We start from the raw sequence: 22,810 nt of genomic DNA on the forward strand, positions 1-22,810 counted from the left end.
GCACGGGCACCCGTCTAGCGGCTGCGGCGGGCGCGCCAGTTGACCACACTTCAGAAACCGCTCACCCAAGACAGCGGTTGCTGGACCTTATGTGCGTGATGAGTCACTCGTGGCGTGATTTACACGACTGAAACGCAGACGTCTTCCGCGGAAGAAATATGACCTCCAGAGTGATCGACACGGAATCTGCTTTCCGTATCGCAGAAGTCCTCTTGGTCTTTCTGTGCGTCATCGTCCCCTCTAGGAGTGCTCGTGCCGCAGTCCGCACCGTCCCTGCCGCGACGCGTCGCACGCATACTGCGTACCTCCCTCTTCGCGCAGGTCGCCTGCGCCCTCGTACTCGGCATCGTGGTAGGAAAGCTGTGGCCGGACGCGGCCACAGCTCTTCAACCGATCGGCGACGGTTTCACCAGGCTCATCGAGACAGTGATCTCGCCGCTCGTGTTCTGTGTCGTCGTCGTCGGCATCGCCAAGGCGGGCGATCTCAAGGCCTGCGGCCGGATCGGAATGAAGGCCCTGATCTGGTTCGAGGTAGCGTCCACGGCCGCGCTTGTGATCGGACTGGTCGCCGCCAACGTCGTCGGACCTGGCTCCGGTATGCACGTCGACCCGTCCAAGCTCGACGCATCGGCCATCGACAAGCAGACGCACGGCGGTGCGTTGCCGTCGGCGGCCGAGTTCGTCCTGAACGCCCTGCCGCAGAGTTTCCTCGGCGCCTTCGCCGACAACGCACTGCTGCAAGTGCTGGTGCTGGCCTGCCTGGTGGGTGCGGCGCTGCTTCACCTCGGTCACACCAAGGTGCCCAAGGTCCTGCCCGCCATCGAGCAGGCGCAGGACGTCATCTTCGCGATCGTCGGCTTCGTCATGCGCCTGGCGCCGCTCGCCGTGTTCGGTGCGATGGCTCACCTGGTGGGGCAGTACGGGCTCGGCGTGATGAAGACGTACGCCAAGCTCATCGTGCTGTGCTACGCGGCCGCGGCTCTCTTCCTCGTGCTGCTCGCCGTGGCCCTGAGGGTGGTCACAGGCCTGAGCCTGTGGAAGTTCGTCCGCTACATCCGTGAGGAGGTGCTTCTGGCCCTCGGCACCGCCTCCACCGAGTCCGTCATGCCGCGCGTGATGCAGAAGCTGCGCCGGGCCGGCGCGCGCGACGACGCGGTGGGCCTGGTGCTGCCCACGGGGTACTCCTTCAACCTCGACGGCGCCTCGCTCTACCTGTCCATCGGCACCCTGTTCATCGCCCAGGCGGTTGGCGTGCACCTCAGTCTGAGCCAGCAGATCACCGTGGTGCTGGTCCTCATGCTGACCAGCAAGGGAATGGCGGGCGTGCCCGGTTCGGCCTTCCTGGCCCTGTCCGCGACCGCCTCGTCCCTCGGCGTCCTCCCGGCCGGTGCCGTCGCCCTGCTGCTCGGCGTCGACCGCATCATGGACTCGATGCGTGTGGTCACCAACCTGCTGGGCAACTGCGTCGCCGTCTTCGCGGTGTCCCGCTGGGAGGGTGCACTGGACGCTGTGCAGGCGAAGAAGGTCCTTGACGGTGAGATCGTCTGTATGGCGGAGCCCGAGGAGTCGGAGGAGGCAGCCGCGCCGACGGCGGAGATCCCCGCTCAGCCGGTCAGGCAGCCCGCACCCGAGGTGGGCTGACACAACGGCACGGACGGGTCGTGCGCTCTCGCTCCGGAGGTACGGAGTGGCGGCCGCGGCCCGTCATGTGCTTTCCCCAGTGCTGTGGGACGTCAGCACGATGCCTGGTCGGGTGCGGCCGTGACCTCACCGCCGTCGATCAATGTGGTGAGCAGATCACCGAGCACCTCACGCTGCTCGTCCGTCAAGGGAGCGAGGATCTCCTCGGCCGCGGACCGGCGCGCACCGCGCAACGCGCGCAACGCCCTGCGCCCCTCGTCCGTGACCTCTATCCGGATCACCCGCCGGTTGGTCGGATCCGGAACTCGGCGCACCCTGCCGCTCGCCTCCAGGCCGTCGACCAGCGTCGTCACCGCCCGCGGCACCACCTCCAGACGCTCGGCGAGATCCGCCATGCGGGGCGGTGAGCCGAAGTGGGCGAGGGTGCGCAGCAGCCGGGACTGCGCCGGGGTGATGCCCAGGTCGCACCGCTCCAGGTGGCGCTTCTGAATGCGGTGGACCCGACGGGTGAGCCGCAGCAGCTGCTCGGCGAGCAGGCTGTCCGGATCGGGGGTCGTCATGTGGGAACAATATCAGGACCTTGTGCATTGTGAGTATAGGTAACAGTGAGCTAGGATCCCGATGGATTCCGATGCTCGTCCATACGCGTCCCCGACGCGTTCCGACGCCTCACCTCCGTAGGAGCCCATGCACCCCGACCAACCCACATGGACACCGTCGCCCGGCTCACCGGAGCAGCCGCGGCAGGTCCGCCGCATCCTGAAGCTCTTCAAGCCCTACCGTGGCCGGCTTGCGATCGTCGGCCTGCTGGTCGGCGCCTCGTCTCTGGTCTCCGTCGCCACACCCTTCCTGCTGAAGGAGACCCTTGACGTCGCGATCCCGCAGGGCCGCACCGGTCTGCTGACCCTGCTCGCCCTCGGCATGATCCTCAGCGCTGTCGTCACCAGCGTCTTCGGCGTGCTGCAGACCCTGATATCCACCACCGTCGGACAGCGCGTCATGCACGATCTGCGCACCGCGGTCTACGGCCGGCTGCAGCGCATGTCGCTCGCCTTCTTCACCCGCACCCGCACGGGCGAGGTCCAGTCCAGGATCGCCAACGACATCGGCGGCATGCAGGCGACGGTCACCTCCACCGCGACCTCCCTGGTGTCCAACCTCACCAGCGTGGTCGCCACCATCGTCGCCATGGTCGCCCTCGACTGGCGCCTCACCGTCGTCTCGCTGCTCCTGCTGCCGCTGTTCGTGTGGATCAGCCGGCGCGTCGGCAACGAACGCAAGAAGATAGCCACCCAGCGCCAGAAGCAGATGGCCGCGATGGCCGCCACGGTCACCGAGTCCCTGTCGGTCAGCGGCATCCTGCTCGGCCGCACGATGGGCCGCGCCGACTCGCTCACCCAGTCCTTCGGGCGTGAGTCCGAGAGCCTGGTCGACCTCGAGGTGAAGTCCAACATGGCGGGCCGCTGGCGCATGGCCGTCATCACCATCGTCATGGCCGCCATGCCCGCCGTCATCTACTGGACCGCGGGGCTGGCGCTCCAACTCGGCGGCCCGACCATCTCGATAGGCACCCTGGTCGCGTTCGTCTCGCTCCAGCAGGGCCTGTTCCGGCCGACGGTCAGCCTGCTCTCCACCGGCGTCCAGATCCAGACCTCTCTGGCGCTCTTCCAGCGCATCTTCGAGTACCTCGACCTGCCCATCGACATCACCGAGCCGGAGGAGCCGGTCCACCTCGACCAGGTCAAGGGCGAGATCCGTTTCGAGGACGTCGAGTTCCACTACGACGACAAGAGCGGCCCGGTCCTCAAGGACATCGACATCACCGTCCCGGCAGGCGGCAGCCTCGCCGTGGTGGGACCCACCGGCTCCGGGAAGTCCACGCTCGGCTACCTGGTGCCCCGGCTGTACGACGTGACGGGCGGGCGGGTCACGCTCGACGGCGTGGACGTGCGCGATCTGGACTTCGACACGCTCGCCCGCGCGGTCGGCGTCGTCTCCCAGGAGACCTACCTCTTCCACGCCTCGGTCGCCGACAACCTGCGATTCGCCAAGCCGGACGCCACCGACGAGGAGTTGTACGCGGCGGCCGGGGCGGCCCAGATCCACGACCACATCATGTCCCTGCCCGACGGGTACGACACGGTCGTCGGCGAGCGCGGCCACCGCTTCTCGGGAGGTGAGAAACAGCGGCTCGCCATCGCCCGCACCATCCTGCGCGACCCGCCGGTCCTCATCCTGGACGAGGCGACCAGCGCGCTCGACACGCGGACCGAGCACGCCGTTCAGGAGGCCATCGACGCCCTGTCGGCCAACCGCACGACGCTCACCATCGCGCACCGGCTGTCCACCATCCGCAGCGCCGACCAGATCGTCGTCCTCGACTCCGGGCGCGCGGTCGAACGCGGCACGCACGAGGAGCTGTTGGAGATGGACGGCCGGTACGCTGCCCTGGTCCGGCGGGACGCGCAACTGGAGGCCACGAATTGAGGGCCGGCGTATCGCGCCTCACGCCGCGGCGACCGGTTCCCCCGCCAGTAGACGCCTGATGTCGCGCACGGCCGCGCGTCCCGCCCGGTTCGCGCCGATCGTGCTCGCCGACGGGCCGTAGCCGACCAGATGGATCCGCGGGTCGGAGACCACCCGCGTGCCCTCCACCCGGATACCGCCGCCCGGCTCGCGCAGCCGCAGCGGAGCCAGATGGTCGATCGCGGCCCGGAAACCGGTCGCCCACAGGATGACGTCGGCCTCCACACGCCGCCCGTCGTCCCATTCCACGCCGTCCGGCACGATCCGGTCGAACATCGGCTGCCGGTCCAGCACACCGTCGGCTATCGCCTGCCGGACCGCGTCATTGAGGGGCAGCCCGGTCACGGACACCACGCTCCTCGGCGGCAGCCCCTGCCGCACCCGTTCCTCCACGAGCGCCACGGCAGCCCGTCCCACGTCCTCGGTGAACGGGCCCTCGCGGAACACCGGCGGACGCCGGGTCACCCATGTGGTCGCGGCGGCGTAGGGGGCGATCTCCATCAGATGCTGGGTTCCGGACGCGCCACCACCGACGACGACCACCCGCTGTCCTGCGAACTCCTCAGGCCCGGGGTACTGGGCGGTGTGCACCTGCCGCCCCCGGAAGGTCTCCTGGCCGGGATAGCGCGGCCAGAAGGGCCGGTCCCAGGTCCCCGTGGCGTTGATCAGCGCCCGTGTCGACCATGTTCCCGCCGACGTCTCGACGAGCAGGCGCCCGTCTCCGCCCTCCCGCACGGCCCGTACATGCACCGGTCGCCGTACGCGCAGGTCGAAGGTGCGCTCGTAGGTCTCGAAGTACGCGCCGATGACCTCCGACGACGGCCGCGCCGGATCCGCGTCCGTCAGCTCCATGCCCGGCAGCGCGTGCATCCCGTGCACCTTGCCGTAGGTCAGCGAGGGCCAGCGGAACTGCCAGGCGCCGCCCGGAGAGGGGGAGTGGTCGAGGACCACGAAGTCGCGCTCCGGCTCGAACCCGGTACGCCGCAGGTGATAGGCGCTGGACAGGCCGGCCTGCCCAGCGCCTGTGACGACCACCTCGACCTCGCGTGTGTTGTTCACGCTTCCACCAACCCTGTCGAGGGCGGGGATCTTCCCGGCGGATCAGCGCCCGCTCGCCGTCGAGCAGCCGGTTCGCGGTCGCCCAGGCCTCGGCTGCGGTTCTGGGAGATGGTGTGCGACCGGATCGCGAAACGGTCCGTGCACCCCTCGCGCTCGGCGAGCGAGCGAATCCAGTCGATCTTCTCCTTGACCTGGGCGGGAGTCTCTGCCCACGTGAGATGTACGTGCGCATGCCGCGCGGCGACCGGTCCGGCCGCTGACGACGAGCCGTCGAGGAACAGCTGCGGCAACGGGCCCGGCGGAACGGCGGTGAGCTCGCCCTCGACCCGGTGGTGGGAGTCGTCGAAGTCGTACGGCGGTGTGCCGGTCGACGAGGGTGCGGCACTCGCCACCCGTCGGCAGGAACCGGTGAAGCCGGACGGTCATGTCACGACTCCTTCAGAACACGGGGCGTCGTGGTGGACGGGGGCAGGTCGCCGTTGAACTCGGTGTCCACGAAGTGGCCGAAGTCGACCTTGCGCGGGATGAGCTTCAGGCCGGTGAAGGTGTCCGCGATCTGCTGCTCGGAGGCGATCAGCGACTTGTCCACGGCGACCGGGATCCGAGAGGCATTGGTGCGCTTGACCGCGGCGAGCGCCACCTCGTACGACAGACCGGTGTCCTTCGCCCACACCTTGGCCCAGGCGTCGGGGTGCGCATAGACCCAGTTCTGGGCGCGCCGCAGCCGCTCAAGGTAGTCCTTGACGGCCGCGGCCTTCTTCTTGTCCTTCAGTGCGCTCGGAGCCGCCACCTGGAAGGTGAGGCCGTTGGTCACGCCGTCGCCGGTGGTCAGGACACGCCCCAGGCTCCCTTGCAGCACCTGCGAGGTGTACGGGTCCCACACCGCCCAGGCGTCGACCTTGCCGCTGGAGAACGCGGCCAGAGCGTCGGCCGGCTGGAGGTACTTGACCTTCACGTCGCTCAGCCTGAGTCCGGCCTTGTTGAGGGAGGCGACCAGCTGGTAGTGGGCGGACGACCCCTGCGCCACCGCGATCGACTTGCCCTTGAGCTGCTGCACCGCGCTCAGCCGGGAGTTCTTCGGTACGAGGATGGCATCGCCCTTGGACGTGCCGTGCCAGGCGGCCACCACCGTGATCTTCGAGTCGGCGCCGGCGGCGAAGACCGGTGGGGTGTTGCCGACGCCCCCGATGTCGACGGCGCCCGCGTTGACCGCCTCCAGCAGGGGAGGCCCAGAGGTGAAGGTGGACCACTTGATCTTGTAGTCGAGGTTCTTGAGCTCACCGGCGGCCTCCAGGACCGCTTCGGAACCCCCCTTCTGGTCTCCGACGTCGAGGGTGAGGGAGCCCTTGCCGTCGGTACGGCCGCCGGCGGAGGTCCCCGCAGCGGAGTTCCCGACGCAGGCGGTGAGCAGCAGGGCGAAGGGCAGGAGCAGCGCGGCGGTCAGGAGGCGTCGTCGCATGACGGATCCGTTCGTGTTCAGTGAGGTACAGGAAGACAGGGGAGTCAGCCGGCTTCGGTGGCCGGGGCGACGCCGAGGCGTTCCAGCAGTCCGGCGCGCACCTCCGCGAAGCGGGGATCGGTGATCTCGCGCGGGCGGTCCAGGTCGACCCTCGTCTCGTGGGCGATGACGCCGTCGTCCATCACCAGGACACGGTCGGCGAGCAGCACCGCCTCCTCGACGTCGTGCGTGACCAGCAGAACGGCGCAACCACGCCGCTGCCACAGCTCGCCCACCAGACGCTGGGCCCTGATACGGGTGAGCGCGTCGAGTGCGCCGAACGGCTCGTCGAGCAGCAGCAGGTCGGGTTCGCGCACCAGAGCGCGGGCCAGGGAGGCACGCTGGGCCTCGCCACCGGAGAGGGTCTTGGGCCAGGCGTCGGAGCGGTGCGCCAGGCCGACCTCCTCCAACGCCTTTTCGGCGACGGTGCGTTCGGGCTTGCCCGGCAGGCCGAGCAGCACGTTGCGCCATACCTTCTTCCACGGCATCAGCCGAGGGGCCTGGAAGGCGACCGCCTTGCGGCGCGGGACGAGGACGGTGCCCTCGATGTCGCGGTCGAGGCCGGCGAGGATGCGCAACAGGGTCGACTTGCCGCAGCCGCTGCGGCCCAGCAGGGCCACGAACTCTCCCGGCCGCACATCGAGTTGCAGGCGGTCGATGACGGCGCGCCCGCCGAAGGAGCGGGTGAGCCCCTCGACGCGGACGGCCGAGGCGGGGGCCTGGGCCTTTGCGGCGCCGGTCGTCACCGGCCCGTGAACGTCGGTCGCCATTGCAGCAGCAGCCTTTCGAGGGAGCGGACGATGAAGTCGGCGAGCAGACCGAAGAAGGCATAGACGATCAGGCAGACGACGATCACGTCGGTCCGCAGGAAGTCCCGCGCCTGCACCATGAGGAAGCCGATCCCGGCGTCCGCGTTGACCTGCTCGGCGAACACGAGGGCGAGCCAGGCGATGCCGAGGGAATAGCGCAGACCGGTCATCGCGCCGGGCAACGCGCCCGGCAGGACCACATGCCGGACGAGCCCCCACCGGGAAAGCCCCAGGGACTCCCCGGCCTCGATCAGCTGGGCGTCCACGCCGCGGATGCCGGCGTAGACATTGAGGTAGAGCGGGAAGGTCACGCCGAGGGTGATGATGGCGACCTTCGGGGCCTCGCCGATCCCGAACCAGATGATGAACAGCGGGATCAGGCCGACGAACGGAACCGTTCTCAGCATCTGGACCGGCGCGTCCACGAGGTCCTCACCGATGCGGAACAGCCCGGAGACGAGGGCCAGTCCCGTGCCGATGACGGTGCCGAGCAGCAGACCGGCCGCGACCCGGCGCAGCGAGGTGCCCATTGCGGAGGGCAGGGATCCGTCGGCGACGAGATCGCCCGCGACCTGCGCGATCCTGCCGGGGGAGGCGAGGACGCCGGAGGGCAACACACCTGTGCTGCTGAGGAGTTGCCACAGGGCGAGCAGCAGGAGCGGGCCCGACGTGCGCCGCAGCCAGCGGGGGACGCGTGTGCGGCGAGCAGAGGAGGGGACGAGGGGTTCGAGCTCGGGCGCGGCATGCGCGTATTTCGATATAGACGAAATATCGGATTTGGGGGTCCCGGGTGGGGCATGGCTGATGCTCATGAGTGCTCCATGAGGAGGAGAGCGGCCGGACGGGGACACGTCTTGGCGGCGCCGCGTCAGAGCGGGCTCAGACGTGCGGGCAGGGCGGTGCCAAGGCGAGGAGAAGAGGGTGAGAGAGCGGAGGAAGGCGTCAGCGACCGCGGCGACACGCGGCGGAGGCCACCCGCAGCAGGTCGATGTGACCGCGCGTGGTGAGCAGGGCTGAACGCAACATGCGGCTGAAAGTAGCCAGATGGCGCCTTCGGGGTCAACGGTGTCTCGGGAAGTGGACCTCTCGTATCGCCGGACGGGCCATCAGCTGTGTGTGAGACGGGTCGTGTGGGTGACCATGGAAGCATGCCCGATGCCTTCAGCACCCGCGTCCTGGATATCGCCACCGGATCCTCGGAGACGGTCTTCGACCTCACGCAAGAATGTGCGGCCTTCCTGCGTGAGGTGAGCAGGGGCCGGGACGGCCTCCTGAACGTTTTCGTGCCGCACGCCACGGCCGGCGTGGCGATCATCGAGACGGGCGCCGGCAGCGACGACGACCTCCTGGCCGCCCTGCACACCCTCCTCCCGGCCGACGATCGCTGGCAGCACCGCCACGGCAGCCCCGGCCACGGCCGTGACCACGTCCTGCCGGCCCTCGTCCCGCCCCACGCGACCCTGCCGGTCATCGGCGGAGAGCTGAAACTGGGCACCTGGCAGTCGGTGTGCCTGGTGGACACGAACCGGGACAACGCCCGGCGCCAGGTGCGGTTGAGCTTCCTCGGGTGACCTTCGCCCCGGCTCGGGGTGCGCGGGGTGAGAAGGACACGTGTCGACCACGTGCAGTGGGGGACTCGGTGGTGCGCAGGCAGAAGATCCGCACCGGCCGTGGTGTCCCACGGCGGGTGCGGATACCGCCTGCGTGTAGCCGCACGGAGGAGCCGATGACCGTCGAAACCCCCTGTCCGCCCCTTCCCGCCCCCGCGTGGACCCCACCGGGTGTGTACCAGCCGCAGGAGGACACCTGGCTGCTGACCCGGGCCCTGCGCCGGGAGGACATCACCCCCGGGGCGGACGTCCTCGACCTCGGCACCGGCAGCGGAGCCCTGGCGCTGGAGGCCGCACGGCTCGGGGCGCGTGTCACCGCCATCGACATCTCCTGGCGGGCGGTGCTGGCGGCCCGGGTGAACGCGCTGCTCAGCGGGCAGCGCATCAGCGTGCGCCGCGGCGACCTCACGGCGGCCGTGCCCGGACGCCGTTTCGACCTGGTGGTCAGCAATCCGCCGTACGTCCCCTCACCCGTTGCCGGAAGCCCCCGGGGCCCCGCCCGCGCCTGGGATGCCGGCTTGGACGGGCGGTTGCTGCTGGACCGCATCTGTGATGCCGCGCCCGGGCACCTGCGCCCCCGCGGAGTGCTCCTCATGGTGCATTCGGCGCTGTCCGGGGTGGACGAGACCCTGGGCCGACTCACCTCGGCGGGTCTCAGTGCCCGGGTCACGGATCGCGTGCCCATCCCGTTCGGCCGGGTGCTGCGGTCCCGGCTGGCCTGGCTGCGGCAGCGCGGTCTGCCCGCCGACGACATGGTGGAAGAGCTGGTGGTCGTCCGTGCCGTACGAGAGTGAACGCGTGACCCGTATCCGGGCCGATCGCGACGGCCCGCTGCTGGTCGAGGGCCCCGTGGAGGTCACAGGCCCCGACGGCGACACCGTCGTCAGCCGGCGGTTCGTGGTGGCGATCTGCACCTGCCGGCGCAGCCGCACCTACCCGTGGTGCGACACCAGCCATCGCCGCCGCGGGAAGCCGGCGGACGACCGGGAGGCCGGCCGCAGGGAGATGCCGGAGGAGCCGCAAGCACGGTGCGGGAGGACTCCGGACGATGAGGACCCGGAACGAAAGGAGACGCGCGCGTGACGACCGGCCGACGCGAACCACGCCGGTTCAGCCCGCCGCTGCCCCTGCCCAGGGGCCCGCTCTCGCACGGTGCGGTCAGCGCGCTGCGTGAGCGGGGCAGCCCGCTGTCGCTGGCGTCCCTCGCGGACAGTGACCCGTACGGCGAAGACCTGCAGCTGGCGCTGTACGTCCTGTACGAACTGCACTACCAGGGGTTCGACGGGGTCGACGACGACCACGAGTGGGACCCCACCCTGCTCACCTTCCGCCGCGCCCTCGAGGACCGTTTCCTGGACGCCCTGCGTGCCGACGTCCCCGTCGACGCCGGTGCGCAGGAGGCCCTGGACGAACTCCAGGTCGAACCCGTCGGCGACGACACCGGCAGCGTCACCCACTTCCTGCGGAGCGAGGGCGAACTGCGCCACCTCAGGGAGTACGCGGCGCTGCGGTCGCTGTACCACCTGAAGGAGGCCGACCCCCATGCCTGGGTGATCCCCCGGCTGCACGGCAGGGCCAAGGCGGCCATGGTGGCCGTCGAGTTCGACGAGTTCGGGGCGGGACGTGCCGACGAGATCCACGCGGGCCTCTTCGCCGACCTGATGGAGGACCTGGGGCTCAACACCGCCTACGGCTACTACGTGGAGGCCGCGCCCGCGGAGATGCTCGCCACGGTCAACCTCATGTCCCTCCTCGGCCTGCACCGCAGCCTGCGCGGGGCTCTGACCGGCCATTTCGCGGCGGTCGAGGTCACTTCCTCCCCCGGCTCCCGCCGCCTGGCCGAGGCCATGCGCCGGTCGGGCGCGGGGGAGGCCGCCGCCCGCTTCTACGACGAGCACGTGGTGGCGGACGCAGTGCACGAACAGGTCGTACGCCATGACGTGATCGGCGGGCTGCTGGAGAGCGAGCCCGATCTGGAGGCGGACGTCGTCTTCGGCATCCGGGCCACCGGGTTCCTCGAGGACCGGCTCGGCGCCCACCTCCTCAAGGCATGGCGCGGCGGGGACAGCGCCCTGCGAACGGGAGCACTGGCCGCCTGAACCGTCCGGAATCCCGGCGCCAGGACGGGGAACCCGCACCGCGACAAGGACAGGGGCACACAAGGACTGGGGCACATCGGGAAGGAGTCGTCATGACCGAGCACCGAGATGACGAAGAGTTCTACAAGCGTGACCGCCCGGCCCACCCGACCCTGGAGGAGGACCGGCCCCGCGGCGGGAAGGCCAAGGCACCGGCGAAGTACCGCGGGTCCTGGAGCATGGTGGCGATCATCGTCGTGATCGTCCTGCTGATCGTCCTCGGCATCGCGCTCTTCCCCTGAGGACGGGCCGCATGAAGGCAGGGGTGGTCGTCGGCGGTCCGAGGACCGCGTGGGGCAGGGAACGGTCGGTGACAGGCGGGAGAGGGAGGCGTTCCGTGGGCCGGCACCGGTGCAAGGGGTCCGCCGACCGCCCGGGGGAGGGCACGGTGACGGCGGGGCACCGGCCACCGGCCCCGTCCGAGGCATCCGAGGCCCGCCGTCCCGGGGAGCGGTTCGCCGACGCGGCGGACGCGCGGCTGCCCGTACTGGACGGCGGCGGACGACTGCTGCGCAAGGCATTCCCCGAGCACTGGTCGTTCCTGCTCGGCGAGATAGCGCTCTACAGCCTGCTCGTGCTGGTCGTGACCGGCGTGTGGCTGACACTCTTCTTCAAGCCGGCGATGCACGAGGTCGTCTACCACGGGCCTTACGTGCCGCTGCGTGGAACGCTGGTGTCGGAGGCGTTCGACTCGACCCTGCACATCAGCTTCGAGGTGCGCGGTGGCCTGCTCGTCCGGCAGATGCACCACTGGGCCGCGTTGGTGTTCGTCTCCGCGATCGGGCTGCATCTGCTGAGGGTCTTCTTCACCGGTGCCTTCCGCAGGCCGCGGGAGATCAACTGGATCATCGGTGTCACGCTGTTGCTGGTCGCCCTGGCCGAGGGCTTCGCAGGCTACTCGCTCCCCGACGACCTGCTCTCCGGCACGGGACTGCGCATCGCCCAGGGCATCATGCTGTCCCTGCCCGTCGTGGGGACGTACGTCAGCATGTTCGTGTTCGGGTCCCAGTACCCCGGCGAGGACATCGTGTCCCGTCTGTACCCCGTGCACGTCCTGCTGCTGCCCGGAGCACTGCTCGCCCTGGTCACCCTGCACCTGATCCTGGTCTTCCACCTGAAGCACACCCAGTGGCGCGGCCCGCGCGCGACCAACCGGAACGTCATCGGCAAGCCGCTCTTCCCACAGTTCGCCGCGTCCTCCATCGGCCTGTCCCTCATGGTCTTCGGCGTCATCGCGATGCTCGGCTCAGTCGCCCAGATCAACCCCGTGTGGACGTACGGCCCCTATCGGCCGGACCAGGCGTCGACCGGCTCGCAGCCCGACTGGTACGTCGGCTTCCTGGAGGGATCGCTGCGGCTCGTGCCGCGCTGGGAGACCACCGTCGCCGGCCACACGATCATGTGGAACGTGCTGCTGCCAGGGGTCGTCCTGCCGCTGCTGCTGTTCGCCGTCCTGTACGCCTACCCGTTCGTCGAACAGCGGCTGACGGGCGAGCGGCACCGGGAACAGCACCTGTGCGACCGGCCGCGGGAACGCCCGGTGCGCACCGGGCTCGGCGTCGCCGGGATCACCTTCTACGGCGTCCTGCTGCTGGCCGGCGGCAACGACATCGTGGCCGACACCTTCCAGATCTCGCTGAACTCGCTGACCTGGACCCTGCGCATCGCCCTCGTGGCGGCGCCCGTGGCCGCCTTCCTGGTCACCCGCCGACTGTGCCACGCCCTGCTGGAGGCGGAGCAGCAGCGCCTGGCCGAGGGCGAGGAGACAGGTGAGGTGCGGCAGACCGTGGAGGGCGGCTACGAGAGCGGCCACGAACCGGTGACCGACTTCCGGCCGGGAGCGCCGAGGAAGCCGCTCAGCTCCCTCGAGCCGCGTACTGGAACACCATCCCGAGAACACCCCGAGCCAGCACCCCGAGGCCGATGAGGAACAGCCACAGGGCGAAGACCACACCGGTCGCGGCGAGGGCGAAGCCCAGCGCCGTGACCACGGGCCACGCGCTGTGGGCCGGGAAGAACTCCAGCGGACCGGCCGCGTCCATCACCTCGGCGTCCTTGCGGTCCTGCGGGCGTCGCCCCTTGCGCCGGTACTGCACGGCGCAGAAGAAGGCGACCAGGGCCGCCATCCCGAAGGCGATGACCAGGCACGCCGTGCCCGCCGGATCCCTCGACCAGGCACCGTAGAGGACGGCGGAGCCCGCGAAGAAGGCGGCGACGCCGCCGAAGAGCATGGCTTCGGTCTTCATCGCGCGCCCTCCTCGAGGGACTGCCGCAGGGCCTGGGGATGGTGCAGTTCGAAGGCGGGCGAGTCGGACCGCACCCGGGGCAGGGCCACGAAGTTGTGGCGCGGCGGCGGACAGGACGTCGCCCACTCCAGCGAGCGGCCGTAGCCCCAGGGGTCGTCCTCGGTGACCCGTTCGCCGTAGCGCGCGGTGCGCCAGACGTTGTACAGGAACGGCAGCGTGGAGACGCCCAGCAGGAACGCGCCCGCGGAGGAGAGAGTGTTCAGCAGCGTGAAGCCGTCGGCCGGCAGGTAGTCGGCGTAGCGGCGGGGCATGCCCTCCGTGCCCAGCCAGTGCTGTACCAGGAAGGTGAGCTGGAAGGCGGGGAACAGCAACCAGAAGTGCAGTCTGCCGAGCCGCTCGTCCAGCATCTTCCCGGTGAACTTCGGCCACCAGAAGTAGAAGCCCGCGAACATCGCGAAGACCACGGTGCCGAAGAGGACGTAGTGCAGGTGCGCCACGACGAAGTACGAGTCGGTGACATGGAAGTCGATCGGCGGCGACGCGAGGAGCACCCCGCTCACGCCGCCCAGCAGGAACGTCACCAGGAAGCCGAGCGACCACAGCATCGGCGTCTCGAAGGACAGCGACCCGCGGTGCATCGTGCCGATCCACGCGAAGAACTTGATGCCGGTCGGGACCGCGATCAGGAACGACATCAGGGAGAAGAACGGCAGCAGCACCCCACCCGTGGTGAACATGTGGTGCGCCCACACCACCGCGGACAGCATGGTGATCGCGGTCGTGGCGCCGATCATCGGCAGATAGCCGAACAGCGGCTTGCGCGAGAACACCGGGAGGATCTCCGAGATCACCCCGAAGAACGGCAACGCGACGATGTACACCTCCGGGTGCCCGAAGAACCAGAACAGGTGCTGCCAAAGGATGGCGCCGCCGTTCGTCGCGTCGAAGACGTGTGCCCCGAACTTCCGGTCGGCCTCCAGTGCCAGCAGCGCGGCCGTGAGCACGGGGAACGCGGGCAGCACCAGGATGGAGGTGAACAGGATGTTCCAGGTGAAGATCGGCATCCGGAACATCGTCATGCCCGGGGCTCTCAGACACATGATCGTGGCGATGAAGTTGACCGCGCCCAGCGTCGTCGACACACCCGTCACCACCAGGCCCATCGTCCACAGGTCGCCGCCGGCGCCGGGCGTGCGGTAAGCGCTGTTGAGCGGGGCGTAGGCGAACCAGCCGAACGAGGCGGCGCCGGAGGGTGTCAGGAACCCGGACACCACCATCAGGCCGCCGAAGAGGTACATCCAGTACGACAGGGCGTTCAGGCGCGGGAACGCCACGTCCGGGGCACCGATCTGCAGCGGCATCACCGCGTTGGCGAACCCGGCGAACATGGGCGTCGCAAAGAGCAGCATCATCACCGTGCCGTGCACCGTGAAGAGCTGGTTGTAGAAGTCCTCGGACATGAACTGCAGGCCCGGGCGGGCCAGCTCCGCCCGCATCGCCATCGCCAGCAGACCGGCGAAGAGGAAGAAGCAGAACGCCGTCACCATGTACAGACGACCGATCACCTTGTGGTCGGTCGTCGTGGTCCAGTTCAGCACCGTACGACCGAGAGGGGAGGGGGCGGTGGCCTTCCGCCTGAGGTCCGCGGTGTAATCCGACAGCTCTGTCATCGTCCTCCTCCACGCGCCGTCGCCCGCGGTGTCACACCCGGCGCACGGGCCGGACGGCACGCGAGCGCATCGCGGGTGCCCCGGCTCGGCCGCTGAAAACCGGTCGGGAAGAAGAGAGGGGCCGGTGCGGCCCCGTGCCGCGAGCCGGTCCGCCGCCCCGGCGTCGCCGCCCCCGTCGCGGGCGCCCGGGAGCGGAGGGTTCATTTCCGGCAGCGGGGTACCCGGGGGGCATGCTGACGATCTCTCTTCAAATGGCCGCTTCGGATGCCGCCTGGGGCGTGCTCGGCGCCTTCGTCGGCGGTCTGCTCATCGCGGGAGCCCTGGTGTGGGCCGTCCGGCTCGGCATCAAGGTGCGACGCCGGGAACCGTCGCCGCCGCGCCCCTCGGACCAGCCGACCCGGCCGACCTCCGGACCCGTCATGGAGTCCCGGGAGGTCAGGGAGCCGAACGAGGTTCCGCGCGCGAAGGACGAGGGCGAGCGTCTCACCCCGCACGAGGTCCACGCCTCCGGCACCCGGCGCAGCGGGGAGCAGAAGCGCCCGCGCTGGAGCCCCGGCTCCAGTGGCTCCTTCGGCAGCGGGGGCTCCGGCGCCACCTGACCGGAAGGGGCCGCCCGTCCCGGCGGACCGCCGCGGCTCGGGAGACCGCGCCGCAGCCGTGCAGGACCGCGCCCATCGGGTACTCGGCGCCTGAGCGGCGGGAACCGGGACCGCCGCCCCGGGGAAGCCCTGGGAAGACCAGGGAGACCTGTGGAGAAGGGACAAGTCATGGCCCAGCACGTACGCGACATCATGACCGCCGAGCCCGTCAAGGTCGAACCGCAGACCTCGCTGGCGGCGGTGGCGCAGATCATGCGCGATCGGGACATCGGAGCCGTCCTCGTCACCGAGGAGGATCATCTGCGTGGCCTGGTCACCGACCGCGACCTCGTGGTGCGCGCGCTCGCGGAGGGAGCCGACCCGCAGGAGACGACGGTGGCTCGCGCGTGCAGTGAAGAGCTGATCACCCTGACCCCCGACGAGGACCTGGACCGCGCGGTGCAGGTGATGCGCGAGCACCACATCCGCCGTGTCCCCGTCGTCGAGGGCGGAGAGCCGGTGGGGATCATCTCCCTCGGCGACCTGGCCGTGGAGCGCCAGCCGGAGTCGGCGCTCGGCGACATCAGCGCGGCGGAGCCCAACGTCTAGGACACCACCGGCGGGAGGAGCCGGGGCCGGGCATCAGCCCGGCCCCGCTGCCGCTCTGTCGGAGCGGTGCTCGGCGGAGGTCAGGAACGCGGACGACCGGCCTGTTCGGCGCGCTCGGCGTCCCGCTTCCTGATGCGCGCGGCTTCCTTGCGGACCTCGGCCTGAGTGGCGCGCTCCTTCTCCAGCCACTCGGGACGGTCCTTCTTCAGCGCCTCGATCTGCTCCGTGGTGAGCGCCTCGGTGACTCCGCCGCGGGCGAGGCCGGCGATGGAGACGCCCAGCTTCGCGGCGACCACCGGTCGCGGGTGCGGGCCGTTGCGTCGCAGCTCCCGCAGCCACTCGGGCGGGTTGGCCTGGAGCTCGTTCAGCTCGGCCCGGGAGACGACACCCTCCTGGAACTCGGCGGGGGTGGCGGGGAGGTACACACCCAGCTTCTTCGCCGCGGTGGCGGGCTTCATCGTCTGGGTGGTCTGCTGCGACTTCATGCTCTCCAGACTATCGGCCGGATTCGGGCCCATTGACCACGCCCGGTAGCCTGGCGGGGTGACAGGCACGGATGCATCCCCCTCGTTCCGGCTCGTGTACGTCCCCGGGGCGACGCCCGCCAAATGGGTGCGGATCTGGAACGAGCGCCTGCCCGATGTGCCCCTCGACCTGCTCCAGGTGCCGGCGGCCGAAGCGCCCGAGGTGCTGCGCGGCGGCGAGGCGGACGCGGGGCTCGTACGGCTGCCGGTGGATCGCACGGTGTTCAGCGCGATCCCCCTTTACACCGAGACCACGGTGGTCGTCGTTCCCAAGGACCACGTGGTGGCAGCCGTCGACGAGGTGTCCTGCGACGACCTCGCCGACGAGGTCGTCCTCCATCCCCTCGACGACGTCCTGGACTGGGAGCGGCCGCCGGGCGAGCCCGCCTTCGAGCGCCCTGCCACCACTGAGGACGCCATCGAACTCGTGGCGGCGGGCGTGGGCCTGCTGGTCGTGCCCCAGTCGCTGGCGCGGCTGTACCACCGCCGCGACCTCACCTACCGCCCGGTCGTGGACGCGCCGCAGTCGAGCGTCGCCCTGTCCTGGCCCGAGGACGCGACCACCGACCTGGTGGAGGACTTCATCGGGATCGTGCGCGGACGGACGGTCAACAGCACCCGGGGCCGCGCCGCCCAGCCCCCCGCCGAACCGAAGCGGCAGCGCGCCGACGCCGCAGGGACCCGGCGCAAGCCCGCCCCGGGGAAGTCGACCGGCCGCAGTCCCCGCAGCGGTTCCGGGGGCTCCAAGGCGGCACGGCGCGGCAAGCCACGTCGGCGGTAGGCCCCGAGTGCGCCGGCTCCCGGTCAGTTCGCCGCCGCCCGGCCGATCGACTCCACCAGCGGCAGCAGACGGTGCGGTACGCGTTCGCGCAGTGCCACCTCCGTGCGGGTGCGGACCACCCCGGGCAGGCTGATCAGCTTCTGGATGACGTCCTCCAGGTGTGCGTTGTCGCGTGCGACCACCCGGGTCAGCAGGTCGCCGCCACCGGTGATGGAGAACGCCTCAACGATCTCCGGCACGCCCGCGAGCGCGTCGCCCACCTCGTCCAGATGCCCCTGCGTGACCTCGATGTGCACGAACGCCAGCACGGGGTGCCCGAGCGCGGCAGGGGACAGGGACGGCCCCGTGCCGGTGATCACCCCGTCGCGTTCCAGACGGTCGAGGCGGGCCTGCAGGGTGCCCCGGGCGATGCCCAGGGTGCGCGCGTACTCGCGCACGCTGGTGCGCGGCTGTTCGAGCAGCAGTCGCAGGATGCGGGTGTCGAGTCCGTCCACGGCCATGGTCCGTTGGCCTCCCGGTGGTACCAGTGGATCTTCTCCGACTGTACCAATGGACCAGTCGAAAGCGCGCCGGTTGAGCCACTGATGCTCTGATGCTTTCCTTAGGGGTATCAATGGCGCCGCGCAGCGCAGGACCGGTGACGAGGCCGGAATCCGTGCCCGCGGCGCCATTCCCATGACCTGGCGTCGCGATGGCACAAGAAGCGGGGGCGGACGGACGACGGTGACTCACCCGGCGCTCAAGAAGATGAAGAAGATGTTCACGGCTCCCGATCCGGGGCTGTTCCGGCTGCGCGTGTCGCTGCGCGCGGTGCTCGGCATCGGCCTCGCCGTGACCGCGTGCGAGGCGGCCGGGCTGCCGCTGCCCGCCTCGGTCACCGGCGGGCTCGCCGCGCTGCTGGCGCTGTTCACGGTCGCCGACCCGACCGTGCGCGGCCAGGCGGTCACCACCGCGCTGCTGCCCGCCGTCGGCCTTCCGGTCCTCTCGGTCGCGACCGCCCTGCACGGTGTGCCGACGGTGCGGGACGCGGTCTGGCTCGCGGTCGTCTTCGCCGGTGTGCACGCCCGCCGCTGGGGTCCGCGCGGTCATGCGCTGGGCATCTTCGCCTTCATGACCTTCTTCGTCGCGCAGTTCCTGCACGCCGTCCCAGGGCAGCTGCCGGAGCTGTACGCGGCCGTGGCGCTGTCGCTCGCCACCGCCTCGGCGGTGCGCTTCGGGCTGTGGTGCGTCGAACGCCGTACGCCTCTGCCCGCCGCGCCCGCACCGCTCGGCGGCCGCGGCCTTGCCCGGCCCGCCACCCGCCAGGCCTTCCAGGCGACCGCCGCTTGCGCCTTCGCCGTCGCGGCGGGCCAGGTGCTGTCCCACGAGCGCTGGTACTGGGCCGTCGGCACCGCCTGGTGGATCTTCGTGAACACCGCCTCGCGCGGCGAGACGCTGGTGCGCGGCTTCCGGCGGGTCGTCGGCACGGTCACCGGCATCGTCGCCGGCCTGCTGGTCGCGGTACCGCTGCACGGTGCCCCGGCACCCACCGCCGCGCTCGTCGCCGTCTGCGTGTTCGGCATCTTCTACACGGCGGCCCCGTCCTACAGCTGGATGATGTTCTTCGTCACCGTGATGGCGGGCCTGCTCTACGGCCTCCTCGGCGTGCTGCACCCGGGGCTGCTCGCTCTGCGCCTCGCGGAGACGGGTGTCGGGGCGGCGGGGGCGGCCCTCGCCGTCGCGCTGGTGCTGCCGATCACCACGCACACGGTCACCGACCAATGGGTGCGCCGAGCCGTCCACGCGGTGCACGCCTGTACCGCCGCAGCGGCACGACGGCTCGCGGGCGACGCGGCGGCGGACCCCGCCTCGCGCGCGGCGGAGCTGGAGGCGCTGCTGGGGCGCGTCCGGCAGGCGGTCGCGCCGTTGGTGCATCCGCTGAACCCGCTGCGGGCGCGCAAGGCCCGGGCCCGCCAGGTGCTGGCGCTGCTCGACGAGTGCGCCCGTCGGACGCGCGGCCTCGTCGCCGTCGCCGCCGACCCCGACGCCTCGCACGACGCCCGTCTCATGGACGCGTGCCGGCGCGTCGAGACCGCGGTGGAGGCGCTGCTCGGAGCGGTCCCCGAACGCGCCGTGACGCCCCCCGCAGGTGTACCGGTCCACCACCCCGGCGCCGAGCAGGCCCTCAGCCACCTCCACGGACTGGAGCGGGCCCTGATCGCCCTGGCCGTTCCGCTGCAGGGTTCGTCCCCGGTCCGGGTCTGACGCCGGTCGTCCCGCAGCGTGGTCGGCGGCAAGGCCTGCCCGTGACACGGCCAAGGGCCCGCTCCCCGGAGGAGCGGGCCCTTGGCCGTACGGGTGTCCGGCGGGGTCAGCGGACCGGCGTCCCCTGCGGCTGCTGCGGGGCGATGCCCAGCGCCGTCGTGTACTTGGCGAGCGCCAGCTTGCCGATCGCCGGGTACGGGCCGAGCGCCTCGGCGGCGGGGCAGCCCGCCTCCTCGGCGGCCGCCTCCAGCAGCCCCGGGTCGAGCTCCGGGCCGATCAGGTACGGCGCGAGCGCCAGCTGCTGCGAGCCCGAGGAGCGCAGCTGCTCGGCCACGGACGTGATCGAACCCTCCTGGTCCAGCGCCGCCGCCATCACCGGGACGGCGAGCCGCGCGGCCAGCAGCATGCCCGTGATCCCGGCCGCCTGCACGGCCTCGTCGCCGCCGACGGAGGCGAGGATGATGCCGTCCGCGGCCGTCGCGACCGTGAACAGCCGGGCGCGGTCGGCACGAGCCAGACCGGCCTCGGACAGGCGCACGTGCAGCGCCTCGGCGAGCAGCGGGTGCGGGCCGAGCGCATCGGTCAGGTCGGCCGCGACCCGGCTGTCCATGACGGCCTGACGGACGCGACGCAGCAGCGCGCTGTCCGGCCCGGCCAGCAGCGGTACCACCACGGCGACGGGGCCGTCGGGCTCCTTGACCTCGAGGCCGGCCGCGACAGCCTGCTCGTAGCGTGCGGTGCGCTCCTCGGCGGTGTGCGTGAGCACGGACTTCAGCGTGGGGAACTCGGAGTCGTCCCCGTCCAGGTAGCCGATGCGCGCGTCCAGGCCGGGCAGCTCGGAACGCGCGATGCTCACGACCTCCTCGGCGAGGCTGCGCGTGGCGGCGCTGGGAGTGCCCGGCACCGCGAGGACGAGCGCAGGCGCGCCCTCGGGAGCCACCAGGGGTTCCGGGCGGCGGTGCCGCCCGGGCTGGCGGGGTCGCGGCATTCGTACAGGCAGGCCGGATGCGGGCCCAGTGGGGGAGCTCATGGCGCCGCATGCTACTGGCTTTGTGGGCTCCCCTGTTCGGGGAGGGTGCAGGTGAGCGGTATCCGTCCGGTTTTGTCTGATGAGTTACGTGCGGAGGAGAAGTGATCGATACGGTGTGACTTCTCCGCCAGATACGAGGGCGTAACTCCCCTCTCCCGGCAAGGGGGATCACTCACTCTTTTCGACCACGACATGCAACAGGTGTTCGTCGTCGGGGAGTGTGAGTGAATCGTTCGCGAGTGCGAGCGCGATGCGTACGGCGCCGGACAGGGGGTCACCCTCCGCGGGGATCAGGCGTGCCCGCGGCACCTGGTGCGCCAACTCGCGCCGCAGCGGTACGAGAAGGGGCTCGCCCATCCGGAACAGGCCCCCGGTGAGAGCGACGCGGGGCTCGCCCGAGGCGGGGCACACGGCGGCCGCGGATTCGGCCATGTGCCGGGCGGCTGCGCAGAGGATGCCGTCGGCGACCGGGTCCTCAGCGGCGCAGGCGGCCACTTCGGGAGCGAACGACGCCAGCACCGCCGCCCGGTCGGGGCGCGGGTACACCTTGCCGGGCAGGCCGGTGACCGGGCCGAACACCGCCTCGGCCCGCGCCAGCAGACGTTTGGAACCGCCGGGCCGCCCGTCATGCGCGCGCAGCGCCGCCTCCAGGCCGGCCCGCCCGATCCACGCGCCGCCGCCGCAGTCGCCCAGCAGATGACCCCAGCCGTCCGCCCGGTGCCATCTCGTCAGATCCGTGCCGAGCGCGATCAGACCGGTGCCGGCCGCCACCACCGCGCCGGGGCGTGCGCCGAGCGCGCCCGCGTAGGCGGTGACGGCGTCCGCGACCAGCGCCACCCTGCGGACACCGAGCTCACGGGCGAGCGCGCCGGGAAGCCGGGCGCGCAGATCGTCGCCCAGCGTGGCCAGACCTGCCGTCCCGACCGCGACCGCCCGCACTTCGGCACCACCGGCGTCCGCCAGCAACCGCCTTGCGATCGGCAGGAGTTGTTCCAGTAGATGCCCGGCATCGATCCCCAGCGCACCGGTGCGCACCGGCTCCCGGGACGTCCGCGGGCCCGTCGCCGCCGCGGCCGGGCCGCCCCGCGGGGCAAGGGCGACCCGCAGGCCGGAGCCCCCGGAGTCGACGGCGAGCACGGCTTCCGGCACCGCGCCGGGTGCGCCCGCCGACGGAACGGTCCCCGGCCCGGAGGGCGTCACGGCAGACGCCAGTCCACCGGCTGCCCGCCCTGCCTGATGAGCAGGTCGTTGGCCCGGCTGAACGGCCGTGAGCCGAAGAAGCCCCGGTCCGCCGACATCGGCGACGGGTGTGCGGACTCGATCGCCGGGAGATCGCCCAGCAGCGGGCGCAGGTTGCGCGCGTCGCGGCCCCACAGGATGGACACCAGCGGCTTGCCGCGCCCGGCCAGCGCCCGGATCGCCTGCTCGGTCACCTCCTCCCAGCCCTTGCCGCGGTGGGCCGCAGGACGGCGCGGAGCCGTGGTGAGCGCCCTGTTGAGCAACAGCACGCCCTGCCCGGTCCACGGGGTGAGGTCGCCGTTGGACGGCTGGGGCAGGCCCAGGTCGGCGTTCAGCTCCCGGAAGATGTTGATCAGGCTGCCCGGCAGCGGCCGTACGTCCGCAGCGACCGAGAACGACAACCCGACCGCGTGGCCCGGTGTGGGATAGGGGTCCTGGCCGACGATCAGGACTCGGACCTCGTCGAAGGGCTGTTGGAAGGCCCGCAGGACGTTCGGTCCCGCCGGGAGGTAGGTGCGCCCCGCGGCGATCTCCGCGCGCAGGAAGTCCCCCATCGCGGCGATCCGTTCGGCCACCGGCTCCAGGGCCTTCGCCCAGCCTGCTTCGAC

Annotated in this window: 25 protein-coding genes and 1 pseudogene; 12 read left to right on the plus strand and 14 right to left on the minus strand. The window is 71.1% G+C overall.

Annotation, left to right across the window (positions count from 1 at the left end; all coding sequences use genetic code 11):
- The first annotated feature begins 252 nt into the window (after positions 1–252).
- The gene (locus tag C3488_RS24460; protein ID WP_103842811.1) at positions 253–1,641 is read left to right on the plus strand and encodes a cation:dicarboxylate symporter family transporter; all 1,389 of its coding nucleotides are present in this window, start codon (positions 253–255) and stop codon (positions 1,639–1,641) included.
- Between the two features lie 92 nt (positions 1,642–1,733).
- Here C3488_RS24460 and C3488_RS24465 read toward each other — a convergent pair whose 3' ends face one another.
- Positions 1,734–2,201, minus strand: a complete 468-nt coding sequence (locus C3488_RS24465; protein ID WP_103842813.1) for a MarR family winged helix-turn-helix transcriptional regulator — start codon at positions 2,199–2,201, stop codon at positions 1,734–1,736.
- A gap of 127 nt (positions 2,202–2,328) precedes the next feature.
- Between C3488_RS24465 and C3488_RS24470 the strand changes: the two genes are divergently transcribed.
- Positions 2,329–4,128 carry an ABC transporter ATP-binding protein gene (locus C3488_RS24470; RefSeq protein WP_103842815.1) on the plus strand — a complete coding sequence of 600 codons (1,800 nt, stop codon included), beginning with the start codon at positions 2,329–2,331 and terminating at the stop codon, positions 4,126–4,128.
- An 18-nt stretch (positions 4,129–4,146) separates the two neighbouring features.
- Here C3488_RS24470 and C3488_RS24475 read toward each other — a convergent pair whose 3' ends face one another.
- From C3488_RS24475 to C3488_RS42685, 6 genes and pseudogenes are all read right to left on the minus strand, one after another.
- Positions 4,147–5,226, minus strand: coding sequence for an NAD(P)-binding domain-containing protein (locus C3488_RS24475; RefSeq protein WP_103842817.1), 1,080 nt, complete (start codon positions 5,224–5,226; stop codon positions 4,147–4,149).
- 58 nt (positions 5,227–5,284) lie between these two features.
- Positions 5,285–5,582: pseudogene (locus tag C3488_RS24480) on the minus strand (LLM class flavin-dependent oxidoreductase); the annotation flags it as partial.
- 71 nt (positions 5,583–5,653) lie between these two features.
- Complete coding sequence (locus C3488_RS24485) at positions 5,654–6,685, minus strand: ABC transporter substrate-binding protein (protein WP_103842819.1); 1,032 nt, start codon at positions 6,683–6,685, stop codon at positions 5,654–5,656.
- Positions 6,686–6,729: 44 nt separating this feature from the next.
- Positions 6,730–7,494, minus strand: a complete 765-nt coding sequence (locus C3488_RS24490) for an ABC transporter ATP-binding protein (protein ID WP_103842821.1) — start codon at positions 7,492–7,494, stop codon at positions 6,730–6,732.
- Positions 7,467–8,345 (minus strand): ABC transporter permease, encoded by an 879-nt coding sequence (locus tag C3488_RS24495; protein ID WP_103842823.1) that lies wholly within the window; start codon positions 8,343–8,345, stop codon positions 7,467–7,469. Before C3488_RS24495 ends, C3488_RS24490 begins: the two co-directional genes overlap by 28 nt.
- Positions 8,346–8,475: 130 nt before the next feature.
- Positions 8,476–8,559: a putative leader peptide gene (locus tag C3488_RS42685; RefSeq protein WP_313884353.1), complete on the minus strand. Its 84-nt coding sequence runs from the start codon at positions 8,557–8,559 to the stop codon at positions 8,476–8,478.
- Positions 8,560–8,681: 122 nt separating this feature from the next.
- Here C3488_RS42685 and C3488_RS24500 point away from each other — a divergent pair, with 122 nt between their 5' ends.
- The 6 genes from C3488_RS24500 to C3488_RS24525 all read left to right on the plus strand — a co-directional run bounded on the left by C3488_RS24500 (position 8,682) and on the right by C3488_RS24525 (position 13,208).
- Positions 8,682–9,104 carry a secondary thiamine-phosphate synthase enzyme YjbQ gene (locus C3488_RS24500; RefSeq protein ID WP_103842825.1) on the plus strand — a complete coding sequence of 141 codons (423 nt, stop codon included), beginning with the start codon at positions 8,682–8,684 and terminating at the stop codon, positions 9,102–9,104.
- Positions 9,105–9,259: 155 nt separating this feature from the next.
- A complete protein-coding gene (locus tag C3488_RS24505; RefSeq protein WP_103842827.1) occupies positions 9,260–9,937 on the plus strand; it encodes a HemK2/MTQ2 family protein methyltransferase in 678 nt (225 codons plus the stop codon).
- A 13-nt stretch (positions 9,938–9,950) separates the two neighbouring features.
- On the plus strand, positions 9,951–10,226 hold the full coding sequence (locus C3488_RS24510; RefSeq protein ID WP_103842858.1) for a CDGSH iron-sulfur domain-containing protein: 276 nt from the start codon (positions 9,951–9,953) through the stop codon (positions 10,224–10,226).
- Entirely contained in the window at positions 10,223–11,242 is a 1,020-nt protein-coding gene (locus C3488_RS24515; protein WP_103842829.1) for an iron-containing redox enzyme family protein, read from the plus strand. Before C3488_RS24510 ends, C3488_RS24515 begins: the two co-directional genes overlap by 4 nt.
- Positions 11,243–11,334: 92 nt before the next feature.
- Positions 11,335–11,523 (plus strand): hypothetical protein, encoded by a 189-nt coding sequence (locus C3488_RS24520; protein ID WP_103842831.1) that lies wholly within the window; start codon positions 11,335–11,337, stop codon positions 11,521–11,523.
- 236 nt (positions 11,524–11,759) lie between these two features.
- Positions 11,760–13,208 (plus strand): ubiquinol-cytochrome c reductase cytochrome b subunit, encoded by a 1,449-nt coding sequence (locus C3488_RS24525; protein WP_258053627.1) that lies wholly within the window; start codon positions 11,760–11,762, stop codon positions 13,206–13,208.
- Here the strand turns inward: C3488_RS24525 and C3488_RS24530 are convergent.
- Complete coding sequence (locus C3488_RS24530; protein ID WP_103842835.1) at positions 13,138–13,527, minus strand: cytochrome c oxidase subunit 4; 390 nt, start codon at positions 13,525–13,527, stop codon at positions 13,138–13,140. The two genes, C3488_RS24525 and C3488_RS24530, sit on opposite strands and share 71 nt — an antisense overlap.
- Complete coding sequence (gene ctaD / locus C3488_RS24535) at positions 13,524–15,197, minus strand: cytochrome c oxidase subunit I (protein ID WP_103842837.1); 1,674 nt, start codon at positions 15,195–15,197, stop codon at positions 13,524–13,526. The genes C3488_RS24530 and ctaD overlap by 4 nt, the downstream gene beginning before the upstream one ends.
- A 251-nt stretch (positions 15,198–15,448) precedes the next feature.
- Here ctaD and C3488_RS24540 point away from each other — a divergent pair, with 251 nt between their 5' ends.
- Both C3488_RS24540 and C3488_RS24545 read left to right on the plus strand, forming a co-directional pair.
- Positions 15,449–15,796 (plus strand): DUF6479 family protein, encoded by a 348-nt coding sequence (locus C3488_RS24540; protein ID WP_258053626.1) that lies wholly within the window; start codon positions 15,449–15,451, stop codon positions 15,794–15,796.
- A gap of 168 nt (positions 15,797–15,964) precedes the next feature.
- Positions 15,965–16,384 (plus strand): CBS domain-containing protein, encoded by a 420-nt coding sequence (locus C3488_RS24545; RefSeq protein ID WP_103842841.1) that lies wholly within the window; start codon positions 15,965–15,967, stop codon positions 16,382–16,384.
- An 80-nt stretch (positions 16,385–16,464) separates the two neighbouring features.
- Here C3488_RS24545 and C3488_RS24550 read toward each other — a convergent pair whose 3' ends face one another.
- On the minus strand, positions 16,465–16,869 hold the full coding sequence (locus C3488_RS24550; RefSeq protein ID WP_103842843.1) for a DUF5997 family protein: 405 nt from the start codon (positions 16,867–16,869) through the stop codon (positions 16,465–16,467).
- A 58-nt stretch (positions 16,870–16,927) separates the two neighbouring features.
- Between C3488_RS24550 and C3488_RS24555 the strand changes: the two genes are divergently transcribed.
- Positions 16,928–17,689: a LysR substrate-binding domain-containing protein gene (locus tag C3488_RS24555; protein ID WP_103842845.1), complete on the plus strand. Its 762-nt coding sequence runs from the start codon at positions 16,928–16,930 to the stop codon at positions 17,687–17,689.
- Between the two features lie 23 nt (positions 17,690–17,712).
- Here the strand turns inward: C3488_RS24555 and C3488_RS24560 are convergent, their stop codons facing one another.
- Positions 17,713–18,189: an Lrp/AsnC family transcriptional regulator gene (locus tag C3488_RS24560; protein WP_103842847.1), complete on the minus strand. Its 477-nt coding sequence runs from the start codon at positions 18,187–18,189 to the stop codon at positions 17,713–17,715.
- A 256-nt stretch (positions 18,190–18,445) separates the two neighbouring features.
- On the opposite strand from C3488_RS24560, the gene C3488_RS24565 reads away from it, so the two are divergent.
- Complete coding sequence (locus C3488_RS24565) at positions 18,446–19,933, plus strand: FUSC family protein (RefSeq protein WP_103842860.1); 1,488 nt, start codon at positions 18,446–18,448, stop codon at positions 19,931–19,933.
- A 106-nt stretch (positions 19,934–20,039) separates the two neighbouring features.
- Here C3488_RS24565 and C3488_RS24570 read toward each other — a convergent pair whose 3' ends face one another.
- From C3488_RS24570 to C3488_RS24580, 3 genes are all read right to left on the minus strand, one after another.
- On the minus strand, positions 20,040–20,963 hold the full coding sequence (locus tag C3488_RS24570) for a sirohydrochlorin chelatase (protein WP_103842849.1): 924 nt from the start codon (positions 20,961–20,963) through the stop codon (positions 20,040–20,042).
- Positions 20,964–21,131: 168 nt separating this feature from the next.
- On the minus strand, positions 21,132–22,163 hold the full coding sequence (locus C3488_RS24575) for an N-acetylglucosamine kinase (RefSeq protein ID WP_374955452.1): 1,032 nt from the start codon (positions 22,161–22,163) through the stop codon (positions 21,132–21,134).
- The coding region (locus tag C3488_RS24580) for a uracil-DNA glycosylase (RefSeq protein WP_103842851.1) at positions 22,160–22,810 on the minus strand (651 nt) is incomplete at its 5' end. The genes C3488_RS24580 and C3488_RS24575, both read right to left, overlap by 4 nt.

The sequence above is a fragment of the Streptomyces sp. Ru72 genome (genome assembly GCF_002920635.1).
GTDB lineage: Bacteria > Actinomycetota > Actinomycetes > Streptomycetales > Streptomycetaceae > Streptomyces.

What these genes read in the sequence shown, in the direction of transcription:
- C3488_RS24505 (WP_103842827.1), top strand. Translation starts at nt 9,260, where the DNA reads ATGACCGTCGAAACCCCCTGTCCGCCCCTTCCCGCCCCCGCGTGGACC.
- C3488_RS24560 (WP_103842847.1), bottom strand. Translation starts at nt 18,189, where the DNA reads ATGGCCGTGGACGGACTCGACACCCGCATCCTGCGACTGCTGCTCGAA.
- C3488_RS42685 (WP_313884353.1), bottom strand. Translation starts at nt 8,559, where the DNA reads ATGTTGCGTTCAGCCCTGCTCACCACGCGCGGTCACATCGACCTGCTG.
- ctaD (WP_103842837.1), bottom strand. Translation starts at nt 15,197, where the DNA reads ATGACAGAGCTGTCGGATTACACCGCGGACCTCAGGCGGAAGGCCACC.
- C3488_RS24495 (WP_103842823.1), bottom strand. Translation starts at nt 8,345, where the DNA reads ATGAGCATCAGCCATGCCCCACCCGGGACCCCCAAATCCGATATTTCG.
- C3488_RS24500 (WP_103842825.1), top strand. Translation starts at nt 8,682, where the DNA reads ATGCCCGATGCCTTCAGCACCCGCGTCCTGGATATCGCCACCGGATCC.
- C3488_RS24540 (WP_258053626.1), top strand. Translation starts at nt 15,449, where the DNA reads ATGGCCGCTTCGGATGCCGCCTGGGGCGTGCTCGGCGCCTTCGTCGGC.
- C3488_RS24565 (WP_103842860.1), top strand. Translation starts at nt 18,446, where the DNA reads ATGTTCACGGCTCCCGATCCGGGGCTGTTCCGGCTGCGCGTGTCGCTG.
- C3488_RS24550 (WP_103842843.1), bottom strand. Translation starts at nt 16,869, where the DNA reads ATGAAGTCGCAGCAGACCACCCAGACGATGAAGCCCGCCACCGCGGCG.
- C3488_RS24490 (WP_103842821.1), bottom strand. Translation starts at nt 7,494, where the DNA reads ATGGCGACCGACGTTCACGGGCCGGTGACGACCGGCGCCGCAAAGGCC.
- C3488_RS24545 (WP_103842841.1), top strand. Translation starts at nt 15,965, where the DNA reads ATGGCCCAGCACGTACGCGACATCATGACCGCCGAGCCCGTCAAGGTC.
- C3488_RS24570 (WP_103842849.1), bottom strand. Translation starts at nt 20,963, where the DNA reads ATGAGCTCCCCCACTGGGCCCGCATCCGGCCTGCCTGTACGAATGCCG.
- C3488_RS24485 (WP_103842819.1), bottom strand. Translation starts at nt 6,685, where the DNA reads ATGCGACGACGCCTCCTGACCGCCGCGCTGCTCCTGCCCTTCGCCCTG.
- C3488_RS24465 (WP_103842813.1), bottom strand. Translation starts at nt 2,201, where the DNA reads ATGACGACCCCCGATCCGGACAGCCTGCTCGCCGAGCAGCTGCTGCGG.
- C3488_RS24530 (WP_103842835.1), bottom strand. Translation starts at nt 13,527, where the DNA reads ATGAAGACCGAAGCCATGCTCTTCGGCGGCGTCGCCGCCTTCTTCGCG.
- C3488_RS24470 (WP_103842815.1), top strand. Translation starts at nt 2,329, where the DNA reads ATGCACCCCGACCAACCCACATGGACACCGTCGCCCGGCTCACCGGAG.
- C3488_RS24520 (WP_103842831.1), top strand. Translation starts at nt 11,335, where the DNA reads ATGACCGAGCACCGAGATGACGAAGAGTTCTACAAGCGTGACCGCCCG.